Source organism: Microvirga sp. RSM25, from assembly GCF_044784385.1.
GTDB lineage: Bacteria > Pseudomonadota > Alphaproteobacteria > Rhizobiales > Beijerinckiaceae > Microvirga > Microvirga tunisiensis.
Genome location: NZ_CP173039.1, coordinates 2,305,645 through 2,318,267 on the forward strand (window position 1 = coordinate 2,305,645; position 12,623 = coordinate 2,318,267).

A 12,623-nucleotide genomic window follows, 5' to 3' on the forward strand; every position below is an offset into this window, starting at 1 on the left:
CGCGCCCCCGCTACGGGTATCCACACTCTATCTATGGTAAAACTGCGGCAGTGCCCCTGCGGGCGAACCGCGCGGCGAAAAAGCGATCCACGGCGACCGACATGGCCGAGACCATTTTGACGCGCCATTCCTCGGACATCAACAGGTCCAGGTCCTTTTGGCTCGACAGATAGCCAAGTTCGACGAGAACGGAGGGCACGTCGTGCGCCCGCAGCACCTGGAAGCGTGCCTGCCGGTGGGGGTTCTTGTTGAGGCGGGCGACGGAATCGAACTCACCGACGAGACGGCTGGCGAAATTGTGGGAAAAGCCCCGCGTTTCTCTCAGGGTGAGTTCCATCAGGATGTCAGAGACGTCGTCCGGCATGTCGCCCGATTCGACGCCGGCCATCGCGTCCGCCTTGTTTTCACGATCGGCGAGGCGGGCGGAATCGGCGTCGGACGCCCGCTCGGACCCGGTATAGACCGTCAGTCCCCTCACGTCCTGGCCGCCCGAGATCGAGTCCGCATGGACGGAGATGAAGAGATCGGCCTGAGCCGCGCGGGCGGCGCGCACCCGGTCGCCGAGGGAGACGAACACATCCTGGTCGCGGGTCATGACGACCTTGTAGCGGCCCCCTTCTTCGAGCTTCTTCTTCAGCCTCTGGGCGAAGGAGAGAACGAGATCCTTCTCCACCACATTGCCCGACCCCGCCGCGCCTGGATCGATGCCGCCATGGCCGGCATCGATCATGATGACCGGCCGGGCATCCTTGGTGTCCTGTGCGACCGGCGCCGCCGAGGCCTCCTTCGTCGCGGCCGCGTTTTCGACAGCAACCCTGCGGAATTCCTCGCGCTCGGCGCGGGAGAGCTCGATGGTCAGGATCGTTGCCGCGCCCGTGGCATCGGGCACGGTCGTCATCCCGGAGACCATTGCCGGCTGGGTCAGCTCCATCACCACCCGGGACCGCCCCGGAGCGAAGAGACCGTAGCGGTAGGATGCGATGAGGCCTTCCTTGCTGCGCCCGGCCTCCTGGGGGAGATGGAACGCCACCTCCGGCAGGTCGATGATGACCCGGTCCGGGCGTTCCATCAGGGAAACCTGGGCCGTCACCGCCTTCGACAAAGTAACCTTAAAACGGGTTTTCGCCCCATCCGATTCGACCGTAACGGCGGCGGCGATGGCGGGAGAACCGGCCTTTGCGCCCTCTCCGGCAGCACGGGCGTGACCGGACCACGCGGCCACGAGGGCCGCCAGGAGGCACATGCTGACAAGGCGGATGACAGGGGAAAAGGGCATCGGTGATCGCTGACGGTTCTAGCGTCCTTCCTATACTGATAGACGGCCTTTGGTTAACGGAACCTCACGTCGCATGGCGGTTTAATGAGACTCTGTTGCATTCATGGCACAGTGACACGGGATCTTGCCAAATGCCCCAATCGCTCTGTAATGATCTTGATCCCGTCCGGCATGGCCGAATCTGACGGCGGATCCGGAGGAGACGGTTGTGTTGACCGATCCTTCAGGAGACCCGTCACCCTCGACAGGCTCACGGACAGGACCATATGGCGACGCTTGTCGCCACTCGCCGATGGCCGGCTTCCGGTCCATCGATATCTACGAAAGGGCCGTGTCGAATGGTTGCGCACGCGAAGTCAGCTTTGACCTTCGTTTCTGCACCGTTCGAATCGCGTGTTACATCCCGCGCACGCCCAAGCTCCACCCTTTCCGGCCAAGAGCCGGCCCAATTCAACCCAGAATGCGCCCGCACGCGGCGCACGATGGCGATCGACAGCACTCCTAACGCAATTTCAGCCCGCCGCCCTTACTTGCGGCGTGCCCATCCGCCCACAATGCGGCCCCTGCCTCAGGTCCTGCCCTCGATCGCCATGTCGAGAGTTCAACATGGCAAACAAGATGCTCATCGATGCCTCACACCCGGAAGAAACCCGGGTCGTGGTGGTACGCGGTCAGAAGGTCGAAGAATTCGACTTCGAATCCGCTAACCGGAAGCAGCTGCGCGGGAATATCTATCTCGCCAAGGTCACCCGGGTCGAACCGTCGCTCCAGGCGGCCTTCGTGGAATACGGCGGAAACCGCCATGGGTTCCTCGCGTTCAGCGAAATCCATCCCGATTATTATCAGATCCCGGTTGCCGACCGTCAGGCTCTGCTCGAGGCCGAGGCGGAAGCACAGCGCGAGGAGGAGCACGAGGAAGAGCGCCGCAGCCGCGGCGGCCGCCGCCGCCGTTCCTCGCAGCGGCGGACCGAGAACGACGAGACCGTGGTCTCGACCGAAGCCGAGGCCGGCACCGAAGACGGTGTGGAAGCGGCTCGTGAGGGCGATGCTTCCGACAGCCCCGAGAGCGTTGGCGAAGAGCGCGAGGCATCGACCTCTGACGCCATGGAGGCCTTCGCCACGGTGATGGCCGGGGATGCTGCTCCCGGCGAGAACGCAGGAGAGGCCGCCATCGAGGCGGTTGAAGCCTCGGCCCATGTCGAGACTGCCCAGGGCGACGAGGCTGCAGAAGCAGCCGAAGCCCGCTCGCCCGAAGGCGACACGGAAGCCGATGAAGACGAGGACGAAGACGAAGACGATCACGACGTGGAAGAGCACGAGATCGTCGAGCAGCTTGGCGGTGACGACGCGATCGAGGATCTTCCCCAGCGCCGGCGCACGCCCCGCAAGCAGTACAAGATCCAGGAAGTCATCAAGCGCCGCCAGGTTCTTCTCGTCCAGGTCGTCAAGGAAGAGCGCGGCAACAAGGGTGCAGCGCTGACCACCTATCTGTCGCTCGCCGGACGATATTCGGTGCTCATGCCCAACACGGGTCGGGGTGGCGGCATCTCCCGCAAGATCACCAATGCGGCCGACCGCAAGCGCCTGAAGGAAATCGCCCAGGAGCTGGAGGTGCCCGAGGGAATGGGCATCATCCTGCGCACGGCCGGCGCCTCGCGCACCAAGCCCGAGATCAAGCGCGACTACGAATACCTGATGCGCCTTTGGGAGAGCGTGCGCGAGCTGACCCTCAAGTCGGCGGCCCCCTCCCTGGTCTACGAGGAAGGCTCGCTCATCAAGCGCGCCATCCGCGACCTCTACAACAAGGACATCGACGACGTCCTCGTTTCCGGCGACGAAGGATATAGTGAGGCCAAGGACTTCATGCGAATGCTCATGCCGAGCCATTCGAAACTGGTCCAGCCCTACCGCGATCCGCAGCCTCTCTTCGCGAAGTTCGGCGTCGAGTCCCAGCTCGATGCCATGTTCTCGAACGTGGTGACCCTGAAATCGGGCGGCTATCTCGTCATCAACCCGACGGAAGCCCTCGTTTCCATCGACGTGAACTCCGGCCGTTCGACCCGCGAGCACAACATTGAGGACACGGCGCTGCGCACGAACCTCGAAGCGGCAGAGGAAATCGCCCGCCAGCTCCGCCTGCGCGATCTTGCCGGCCTCGTCGTGATCGACTTCATCGACATGGAGGAGAAGCGGAACAACCGCGCCGTCGAGAAGAAGCTCAACGAGTGCCTGAAGAACGACCGCGCCCGCATCCAGGTGGGACGCATCTCGCCCTTCGGCCTCCTCGAAATGTCGCGCCAGCGCATCCGCACCGGCGTGCTGGAATCCTCGTCGATCCCCTGCCCGCACTGCGCCGGCACCGGCTTCGTGCGCTCGACACCGTCCGTGGCCCTGCAGGTGCTGCGCTCGATCGAGGAAACCCTCATCAAGAATTCCGGCTACAACCTCGTCGTCCGCACGCGGACGGAGGCGGCGTTCTACATCCTGAACCAGAAGCGCATCCACCTGCGTGAGCTGGAGACCCGCTTCGGCGTCGCGATCTCCATCGTCGCCGACGACAGCCTCCACGGCACGACGACCTATGCCATCGAGCGGGGTGAGCCCGCCCTGAAGCTCGAGCACAAGTCGGCCGCGACCGGCATCCAGATCGACGCCATCATCCCTGTCGACGAACCCGATGAACCCGACGAGGACATCGAGGTCGAGGCGGAGGCCGAAGAGGAGACCGCCGAGGAAGCTCAGGGCGGCGAAGAGCGCGGCGAGGAAGCCGAGGGCGAAGGTGGCGGACGCCGTCGCCGCCGCCGCCGCCGCCGTCGCGGCCGCGACCGGGATGCCTTTGCGGGCGAAGCCCAGGGCGAGGAAGGCGAGGAATCCGGAGAGACTGAGGGCGAATCCGACGAGGAAGAGGCAGAAGTTGCGGCTTCGGGAACGGAAGCTGCAACGACCGAGGCAGGCGAATCCGAGGACGAGCGCGGCGGACGCCGCCGCCGTCGCGGTCGCCGCGGCGGTCGTGGACGCGGCCGTGACGAGGCGGTCGAGTTCGCCATGGAAGAAGGCTTCGTGGCTCCCGACGAGGCTCAGGCCGCCCCGGCTTCGGACAAGCCCATCCCGGCCGAGGCGAGGGCTGAGGCAGAAGCGGAAGAACCCAGGCCTGCAGCCGAAAGCGAGCATATCGTTGCTCCGTCCCGCCCTGTGGCCGAGGCTCCAGTGCCGCCGCCGGCTCCCGTCATTCCCGAGCCGGAACCGGTCGCCGTCGTGCTGACCCCGCCCGATCCGGAGCGCCCGAAGCGCGCCGGCTGGTGGTCCAAGGCCAAGTCGGTCCTGAGCGGGTCGTAAAGTTCAAAAGAAATGCCCGGCCTGAGGCCGGGCATTTTTCTTTCGGCTCTACCGTCATTCCGGGGCGGCTCCGACGAGCCGCCCCGGAATGACGGCGCAAGCGCCCTTACCTCAGCCACTCCTTCAGCCGCGCCACCGTCTCGCGACAGTCGTTCTCCGATCCGGCGAAGGAAAAGCGCATGTAGTGGGAGCCTTCGATGGGGTCGAAATCGAGGCCGGGCGTGGCGGCGACGCCCGCCTCCTCCAGCATGCGCCTGGAGAAGCCGATGGAATCGTTCGTGAAGCGGGCGATGTCGGCATAGATGTAGAAGGCCCCGTCGACCGGGTGCATCTCCGTGATGCCGACCTTGGGCAGCTCTTCGAGCAGGTACGCCCGGTTGCGGGCGTAGCCGGCCTTCACCGCTTCCAGCTCCTCCGCCGCGTCGAAGGCGGCGAGGGCCGCCACCTGCGAGAGATAGGGCGGCGAGATGTACAGGTTCTGCGCCAGCCGCTCGATGGGCCGCACCAGTCGGTCCGGCACCACGATCCAGCCGATGCGCCATCCGGTCATGCAATAGTACTTCGAGAACGAGTTGATCACGACCGCATCGTCGTCGGAGGCGAGCGCCGTGGACGCGACCTCGCCATAGGTCAGACCGTGATAGATCTCGTCGGACACGAACCACAGCCCCAGGCGACGGCAGGTCTCGCCCAATTCCGCCAGCACCTTGCGGCCGATCATGGTGCCGGAGGGGTTGGCCGGGCTCATGGCGAGGATGCCGTGCAGGGGCTTTTCCGCGTGGGCCTTCTCGATCGCCTGAGCCGTCATGATCCAACCATCGGCCTTGGCGAGCGGAATCGTCACCGGCTCGATGCCCAGCGCCTCCAGGATGTTGCGATAGGCCGGATATCCCGGCGCGGTGATCGCCACCCGCTGACCGGGGTCGAAGAGGCTCAGGAACGCCAGCACGAATCCGGCCGAGGAGCCGGTCGTCACCACGACCCGCTCCGGCGCGATGCTCACGCCGTAAGCTTCCCGGTAGTGCCGGGCGATCCGCTCCCGCAAGGCCGAGATGCCGAGCGCTTCCGTGTAGCCGATGCGGCCGAGATCGAGGGCGGCCTTGGCCGCCTCCCGAGCCGCGCGGGGCGCCGGCGCGGAAGGCTGGCCGACCTCCATGTGAATGACGCTGTCGCCGCGCCGCTCCTTGGCCGCAGCCGCGCTCAGCACGTCCATGGCGAGAAAGGAAGCGACGCGGTCCATGCGACGCGCGATGAGGGGCGAATGGAGATCGGCGGATGTCTTGGTCATGAAGAGGCTCGTAGCCGGTTGCAAGGGCGGTCTCAAGACGGTTCTTCATTGGGCGTCCTTCGCGGCTGGAGCGTCAGCGGGCAAAGGGAATCCATAGCGCTGTGCCTGATCGTGGATCCCCTTCTTGGCCTGCGGCCGCCGGGGATGACATCCACCGCGTCATGGCCGGGCTTGTCCCGGCCATCTCGATCCTGTGAAGCGGAGCGCTTCGATCCATCGGGATCACCGGCACGAGGCCGGTGATGACGTGGAGGGTATTAGTCTCACAATACGAAGCCGTGATTTGACGCCGCACTCCCCGAGCCGCTAACTCACGATAGAACAATGGGTCTCAACTCCGCCTCGAACCATCGTTAGAGGCTGGGTCGACAAAGACTTCCGCAAAAGGACCGAATATGCGCTTTTCGCTTCTCAGAATCGGCCGGACCGCAGCTCTGCTCGGCGCTCTGGCGATCGCTCCCGCCGCGATGGCGCAGGGCACGGCATTCAACGAGCAGCAGAAGCAGGCCATCGGCGAGATCGTGAAGGATTACCTCCTGAAGAACCCGGAGGTTCTAACCGAGGTGATCGCCGAGCTCGAGAAGCGTCAGGCGGACGCGCAGCAGGTCGCCCAGGCCGGTGCGGTGAAGGAGACGAAACAGTCGCTCCTGAATGCTTCCCACTCCTATGTGGTCGGCAACCCCTCGGGCGACATCACCCTGGTGGAGTTCTTCGACTACAATTGCGGCTACTGCAAGAAGGCACTCTCCGACGTCCAGACGCTCATGAAGAGCGACCCCAAGCTGCGCGTCGTCCTGAAGGATTTCCCGGTCCTCGGGCCCGATTCGGTCGAGGCCAGCCGCGTGGCGCTGGCGGTCAAGAACCAGCTCCAGGGCCAGAAGCTCTTCGACTACCACATCAAGGTCCTGGAGAGCCGCGGCCGGGTGAACGGCGAGCGCGCCATGGCGGTCGCCAAGGAGATGGGCGTCGACATGGCCCGTCTTCAGAAGGACATCGAGAGCCCTGAGGTCCGCAATGCCCTCCAGGAGAACATGGCTCTCGGCGACAAGCTCAGCCTGACCGGAACGCCGGCCTTCATCGTCGGCGAGACCGTGATCCCCGGCGCCGTCGGTCTCGATCCCCTGAAGCAGCTCGTGGACAATGTCCGCCAGTGCGGCAAGGCGAACTGCGGGTAAGCTCTATGACCCTGTCGTAGCGCCGCCTGCTCTCATCCCCTCCACGTCATCGCCGGCCTTGTGCCGGTGATCCCGATGGATCGAAGCGCAGCGCTTCACAGGATCGAGATGGCCGGGACAAGGCCCGGCCATGACGTAAAACAGGTCTTCTCACGCTACGGAAACCTCGCGTGGAGTGGGGTAGAGTGGGAAAGCCTTGGTTTTCCCCTTCCCCCCTGCTCGCCTTTTGGCTAAGAGGGCGTTTCTGCTCCGCCTGGCGGAGCTTCAAGGAACGCTCCTTTCGCGATGACCAACGTCTTCGTCCTCAACGGACCCAATCTCAATCTCCTCGGCCGCAGAGAGCCCCAGGTCTATGGCAGCACGACGCTGCAGGACATCGAGAAGCTCGTGCGCGAGAAGGCCGAGACCCTGGGGACGGCGATCACGTTCCGCCAGTCCAACCACGAGGGACAGCTGGTGGACTGGATCCAGGAAGCAGGAGTCCAAGGAGCCGGCGTGGTCATCAATGCTGGCGCCTATACCCACACCTCGATCGCTCTGCGCGATGCCATCTCCGGCAGCGGCGCTCCAACGGTCGAGATCCACATTTCGAATGTTCATGCTCGCGAGGGCTTTCGCCATCGCTCGCTCATAGCGCCCGTCTCCATCGGCGTGATCTGTGGTTTCGGGCCCATGAGCTACCTGCTCGGCCTGGAAGCGGTTCACCAGGTGATGGTCGAGCGGGCCCGTCAGGCGAAGCCCTCCCAGCATTAGTTCCTCAAGAAGTAGAGGTAAGCCCATGGCCAAGGATAACCCTTTCGATCCCGATCTCGTCCGTGAGCTGGCGAATTTGATCGCCGACACGGATCTCAGCGAGATCGAAGTGGAGAAGGGCGACCTTCGCATCCGCGTGGCGCGCATGGTCACCGCCGCCGTCACCGTTCCGGTCGCAGCTCCCGCCGCTCTAGCGCCCTCTCCCGTCATTGCACCGCCTCCGGCTGCAGCCCTGGCCGAGGCTGCAGCGAAGACCGGAGCCCCCCATCCGGGCGCTGTGCTCTCGCCCATGGTCGGCACCGCCTACCGCAAGCCCTCCCCGGACGCGAAGGACTTCGTCGAGGTCGGCTCCAAGGTCCAGGCCGGCGACAAGGTTCTGCTCGTCGAGGCGATGAAGACTTTCAACGAGATCGTGGCGCCCCGCGCCGGCACCGTGACCGCCATCTATGTCGAAGACGGAACCCCTGTTGAATACGGCGAACCCCTCCTCGTCATCGAGTAAGGCGCGATATGTTCGATAAGATCCTCATTGCCAATCGCGGCGAGATCGCCCTGCGCATCCTGCGCGCGGCGAAGGAGCTCGGCATCGCCACCGTCGCGGTGCATTCCACCGCCGACGCCGATGCCATGCATGTGCGCCTCGCCGACGAGAGCGTCTGCATCGGTCCTCCGGCCGCCCGGGACAGCTATCTCAACATCCCGGCCCTGATCGCCGCCTGCGAGATCACCGGCGCGGACGCCATCCATCCCGGCTACGGCTTCCTGTCGGAGAACGCGCGCTTCGCGGAGGTGCTGGAGCATCACCGCATCACCTTCATCGGCCCGAAGGCCGAACACATCCGCATCATGGGCGACAAGATCGAGGCCAAGCGCACCGCCAAGCGCCTCGGCATCCCCTGCGTGCCCGGATCGGAGGGTGGTATCAGCGACGAAGCCGAGGCCAGGAAGGTCACCAAGGACATCGGCTACCCGGTCATCATCAAGGCCGCCGCCGGCGGCGGCGGACGCGGCATGAAGGTGGCGCGCAACGAGAACGACCTCGTCCACGCCCTCCAGACCGCCAAGACCGAGGCCAAGGCCGCCTTCGGCGACGACGCGGTCTATATCGAGAAGTATCTCGAGAAGCCGCGCCACATCGAGATACAGGTTCTCGGCGACGGCAAGGGCAACGCCATCCACCTCGGCGAGCGCGACTGCTCCCTGCAGCGCCGCCACCAGAAGGTGTGGGAGGAAGGCCCCTCGCCGGCCCTGAACGTCGAGATGCGCGAGCGCATCGGCGGCGTCGTGGCCAGGGCCATGCAGGACCTCAAATATGCGGGCGCGGGCACCATCGAGTTCCTCTACGAAGACGGCGAGTTCTACTTCATCGAGATGAACACCCGTATCCAGGTGGAGCACCCCGTCACGGAGATGATCACCGGGATCGACCTGGTGAACGAGCAGATCCGCGTGGCGGCAGGCCATCCGCTGTCGGTGAAGCAAGAAGACATCAAGATCGAGGGCCACGCCATCGAGTGTCGCGTGAATGCCGAGCATCCGTCGACCTTCCGGCCCTCGCCCGGCACGATCAGCTACTTCCACCCGCCGGGCGGTTTGGGCGTGCGCGTCGATTCGGCGGCCTACCAGGGCTACCGCATCCCGCCGCACTACGACTCCCTCGTGGGCAAGCTCATCGTCCATGGCCGCACCCGCAACGAGTGCCTCATGCGCCTGCGCCGGGCTCTCGATGAATTCGTGGTCGACGGCATCGACACCACCCTGCCGCTCTTCCGCACCCTCGTGCGCAATCCTGAGATCCAGAACGGCCAATACGACATCCATTGGCTCGAGAATTTCCTGAAGACAGGCGGTCTAGGCGAAAACGAATAGAGTCGTTACAAAATATCACATCCTCTATTCTGGCGCTGTCGGAACAGAGGGCGTCGTTTTTGAAAGCGAGGCCATGAAAGACCATGCCTCGCTTTCTTCATGTCGGCTTTCGGACTTCGCCGCCCAAAACGGTATGATTTCATGGCGTCTCGCAACCAAGGCTGAGAAGACGGACGAAGAGATCCACCAACTCGGCAAAATCTACCTAAGACCAATCTGACTTCGCGTCTCAGTTATCCTATTCTATGAAGGATAACCCGAATGATCGGATAAGTGAGTGAATGACCCGGTCTCCCGACCACGCGATCGAGATTACCCCCGACATCCTGCTGAAAGCCTATGCGGCTGGCATCTTTCCCATGGCGGAAGATGCGGACGACCCCTCACTCTTCTGGGTCGAGCCGCGTGAGCGGGGGATCATTCCTCTCGACAATTTTCACATCTCCAAGCGCTTGGCCCGTACGGTCCGCTCGGACCAGTTTGAGATCCGGGTCGACCAGGATTTCGACGGGGTGGTCGCCGGCTGCGCCGCCCCCGGCGTGGACAGGGAGAAGACCTGGATCAGCCGGCGCATCCGCGAGCTCTACGGCGAACTCTTCGATGCCGGCTATTGTCATACGGTGGAGGTCTATCGGGACGATCGCCTCGTCGGCGGCCTCTATGGCGTGCGCCTCAACGGGGCTTTCTTCGGCGAGAGCATGTTCCACACCGAACGGGATGCTTCCAAGGTCGCCCTCGTTCACCTGGTGGCCCGGCTGCGCCGGGGCGGGTTCTCGCTTCTGGACACCCAGTTCGTGACCTCGCATCTGGCACAGTTCGGCGCCATGGAGGTGCCCAGGCGCAGCTACAAGCAGATGCTGCGCAATGCCATGGAGCATGCCGCGAACTGGAATTCCTGGCCGAGAGGCAAGAACGTCAGCGGTGAGGAAGCGCTCGCGGCCATCGCCACTTGACCTGGCGCATCGTGCGGAACCAAAGGTCCGCGTCAGCGAAAAGTGGGTCCGTACCCTAGCGATCCGTGTTGATGATCGGCGCCGCGGGACCTTGGCGCCGTGCCGGCTGGCGCAGAGGTGCAGTCTCGACGGCAGGCGGGCGCGGCGCCGTGGTGCCGGTGGGCGCCATGATGTCGCCCGGCCGTCCTGCATCGCTCGGCGCCCGAGCGGTATCCTGGATCGGCGGCAGTTCCTCGGGCGTCTCCTTCGGCTCGGCAATCACCTCCGTGCCGCCTTTGCAGTCGACGAGCCAGATGTCGTAGACCGGATGCTCCAGACCGTGCAGGCCCGGGCTTGCGGCGAACAGCCAGCCCGAGAAAACCCGCTTGGTCTTTCCGTCGGTGGCGGGCTCGTCGACCTCGATGAAGGAAGTCGTGTTCGGCGTTTCCGTCGGCGGCTTGGTGAAGCAGACCCGCGGGGTCATCTGCAGCGCGCCGAACTGCACGGTCTCGTCGATCCCGACCTCGAACGACACGATGCGCCCGGTGATCTTGTCGAGCCCCGAGAAGACGGCCGTGGGATTCTTGATCCGGTCCGCCTGAGCCGTACCGAGGCCGCCGATTACCGATGCGAGCACGAAAGTCGCCCGCGTCCATCCGAGTTTCATCATATGATCCAAGCCAAGTCCGATTTGGCGGTTCCTGTCCGGCCTGACCGGCCGCAACCCCTTGTCCCGGCAACGCGATAACACGCGAACCAAGATGGAAAAAGGGCAAGCCGGGAAAGAAGCCCCAGGAGATCCACGCGAATGTCGGGATCTCCCTCAGGAGAACGTCAGAGAAATTTCTGAACCCCACGCCCTGCCGCCTGTTAACGGGGCTGGATCAATGACGGAAAGCTGGACATGGACCAGAGTGACGGCAATTCGATTTCCCGGCGCGGGGTGATGGGTGGGGCAGCGGCCGGTCTCGCCTCGGCAGCAGCAGGCTCGGCCAGCGCCCAGACCGCAGGCACCCCCTCGGGCAGCGCAACGGCCAAGGACGACCCCACCACGAAATACCCGAAGCCGCCGTTCCGCTCGCAGTCGCAGCCATGGCCGGGCCTGGCCGGTCAGATGGAGCCGCGGCCCGATCACGGCGAGACGAGCTACAAGGGGTCGGGACGGCTGCAGGGCCGGAAGGCGCTGATCACCGGGGGCGATTCGGGCATGGGCCGGGCCGCCGCCATCGCCTTCGCCCGGGAGGGTGCCGATGTCGCCATCAGCTATCACCCGGACGAGGAGCTCGATGCGCGGGAGGTGATCGACCTGATCAAGAAGGAAGGCCGGATCGCCGTGGCGCTTCCCGGCGACATCCGCGACGAGGCCCTCTGCAACCGCATCGTGGCGGATGCGGTGCGGGAGCTCGGCGGGCTCGACATTCTCGTCAACAACGCCGCCCGCCAGCAGCAGCGGCAATCGCTCCTGGACATCACGTCGGAGGACTTCGACGCAACCTTCAAGACCAACATCTATGCCATGTTCTGGCTGACGAAGGCCGCCCTGCCGCACCTGACGCCGGGATCGGCCATCATCCAGACCACCTCCGAGCAGGCCTATGATCCGTCGGCCAATCTCGTCGACTACGCCATGACCAAGGCGGGGATGATGAACTTCACCAAGTCGCTGGCGAAGCAGCTCGGACCGAAGGGCATCCGCGTCAACGGCGTCGCACCTGGACCGATCTGGACGCCCCTCCAGGTCAGCGGCGGCGCGACACAGGAGAAGCTGCAGCAATTCGGGGGAGACACGCCCCTCGGTCGCCCCGGTCAGCCTGTCGAACTGGCCTCGATCTACGTCCAGCTCGCCGCGGCGGATGCGAGCTATGCGACCGGGCAGGTCTACGGCGCCGCCGGAGGCAGTGGCCAGCCATAGAGGGGATTGCCATCTGTGCCTGCGGACAAGGCTATGCGTCCCTGACCCCGTACAGCTAAGGTATCCGCTTCACCGGGCGACG

10 protein-coding genes are annotated in these 12,623 nt (G+C 64.7%); 7 read left to right on the forward strand and 3 right to left on the reverse strand.

Going from position 1 to position 12,623, the window contains the following annotated elements; genetic code table 11:
* Nucleotides 1-31: 31 nt before the first annotated feature.
* Nucleotides 32-1,276: an N-acetylmuramoyl-L-alanine amidase gene (locus ACD578_RS10840; protein WP_404292953.1), complete on the reverse strand. Its 1,245-nt coding sequence runs from the start codon at nt 1,274-1,276 to the stop codon at nt 32-34.
* 606 nt (nt 1,277-1,882) lie between these two features.
* Here ACD578_RS10840 and ACD578_RS10845 point away from each other — a divergent pair.
* Nucleotides 1,883-4,612 (forward strand): ribonuclease E/G, encoded by a 2,730-nt coding sequence (locus ACD578_RS10845; protein ID WP_404292955.1) that lies wholly within the window; start codon nt 1,883-1,885, stop codon nt 4,610-4,612.
* A 106-nt stretch (nt 4,613-4,718) separates the two neighbouring features.
* Here ACD578_RS10845 and ACD578_RS10850 read toward each other — a convergent pair whose 3' ends face one another.
* Nucleotides 4,719-5,900 carry a pyridoxal phosphate-dependent aminotransferase gene (locus ACD578_RS10850; RefSeq protein ID WP_404292957.1) on the reverse strand — a complete coding sequence of 394 codons (1,182 nt, stop codon included), beginning with the start codon at nt 5,898-5,900 and terminating at the stop codon, nt 4,719-4,721.
* Nucleotides 5,901-6,295: 395 nt separating this feature from the next.
* Between ACD578_RS10850 and ACD578_RS10855 the strand changes: the two genes are divergently transcribed.
* From ACD578_RS10855 to aat, 5 genes are all read left to right on the forward strand, one after another.
* Entirely contained in the window at nt 6,296-7,075 is a 780-nt protein-coding gene (locus ACD578_RS10855) for a DsbA family protein (protein ID WP_404292959.1), read from the forward strand.
* Nucleotides 7,076-7,360: 285 nt separating this feature from the next.
* Nucleotides 7,361-7,828 (forward strand): type II 3-dehydroquinate dehydratase, encoded by a 468-nt coding sequence (gene aroQ, locus ACD578_RS10860; protein WP_404292960.1) that lies wholly within the window; start codon nt 7,361-7,363, stop codon nt 7,826-7,828.
* A 25-nt stretch (nt 7,829-7,853) separates the two neighbouring features.
* Entirely contained in the window at nt 7,854-8,330 is a 477-nt protein-coding gene (gene accB, locus ACD578_RS10865; protein ID WP_404292962.1) for an acetyl-CoA carboxylase biotin carboxyl carrier protein, read from the forward strand.
* Nucleotides 8,331-8,338: 8 nt separating this feature from the next.
* Entirely contained in the window at nt 8,339-9,697 is a 1,359-nt protein-coding gene (gene accC, locus ACD578_RS10870; protein WP_404292964.1) for an acetyl-CoA carboxylase biotin carboxylase subunit, read from the forward strand.
* A 281-nt stretch (nt 9,698-9,978) separates the two neighbouring features.
* Nucleotides 9,979-10,650 carry a leucyl/phenylalanyl-tRNA--protein transferase gene (aat, locus tag ACD578_RS10875; protein ID WP_404292966.1) on the forward strand — a complete coding sequence of 224 codons (672 nt, stop codon included), beginning with the start codon at nt 9,979-9,981 and terminating at the stop codon, nt 10,648-10,650.
* Nucleotides 10,651-10,705: 55 nt separating this feature from the next.
* Here the strand turns inward: aat and ACD578_RS10880 are convergent, their stop codons facing one another.
* Entirely contained in the window at nt 10,706-11,296 is a 591-nt protein-coding gene (locus ACD578_RS10880) for a DUF2155 domain-containing protein (protein ID WP_404293787.1), read from the reverse strand.
* Nucleotides 11,297-11,533: 237 nt separating this feature from the next.
* Here ACD578_RS10880 and ACD578_RS10885 point away from each other — a divergent pair, with 237 nt between their 5' ends.
* The gene (locus ACD578_RS10885; RefSeq protein ID WP_404292968.1) at nt 11,534-12,541 is read left to right on the forward strand and encodes an SDR family oxidoreductase; all 1,008 of its coding nucleotides are present in this window, start codon (nt 11,534-11,536) and stop codon (nt 12,539-12,541) included.
* The last annotated feature ends 82 nt before the right edge of the window (nt 12,542-12,623 follow it).

Coding starts and splice junctions, on each gene's coding strand:
- ACD578_RS10840 (WP_404292953.1), bottom strand. CDS start 1,276: ATGCCCTTTTCCCCTGTCATCCGCCTTGTCAGCATGTGCCTCCTGGCG.
- ACD578_RS10845 (WP_404292955.1), top strand. CDS start 1,883: ATGGCAAACAAGATGCTCATCGATGCCTCACACCCGGAAGAAACCCGG.
- ACD578_RS10850 (WP_404292957.1), bottom strand. CDS start 5,900: ATGACCAAGACATCCGCCGATCTCCATTCGCCCCTCATCGCGCGTCGC.
- ACD578_RS10855 (WP_404292959.1), top strand. CDS start 6,296: ATGCGCTTTTCGCTTCTCAGAATCGGCCGGACCGCAGCTCTGCTCGGC.
- aroQ (WP_404292960.1), top strand. CDS start 7,361: ATGACCAACGTCTTCGTCCTCAACGGACCCAATCTCAATCTCCTCGGC.
- accB (WP_404292962.1), top strand. CDS start 7,854: ATGGCCAAGGATAACCCTTTCGATCCCGATCTCGTCCGTGAGCTGGCG.
- accC (WP_404292964.1), top strand. CDS start 8,339: ATGTTCGATAAGATCCTCATTGCCAATCGCGGCGAGATCGCCCTGCGC.
- aat (WP_404292966.1), top strand. CDS start 9,979: ATGACCCGGTCTCCCGACCACGCGATCGAGATTACCCCCGACATCCTG.
- ACD578_RS10880 (WP_404293787.1), bottom strand. CDS start 11,296: ATGAAACTCGGATGGACGCGGGCGACTTTCGTGCTCGCATCGGTAATC.
- ACD578_RS10885 (WP_404292968.1), top strand. CDS start 11,534: ATGGACCAGAGTGACGGCAATTCGATTTCCCGGCGCGGGGTGATGGGT.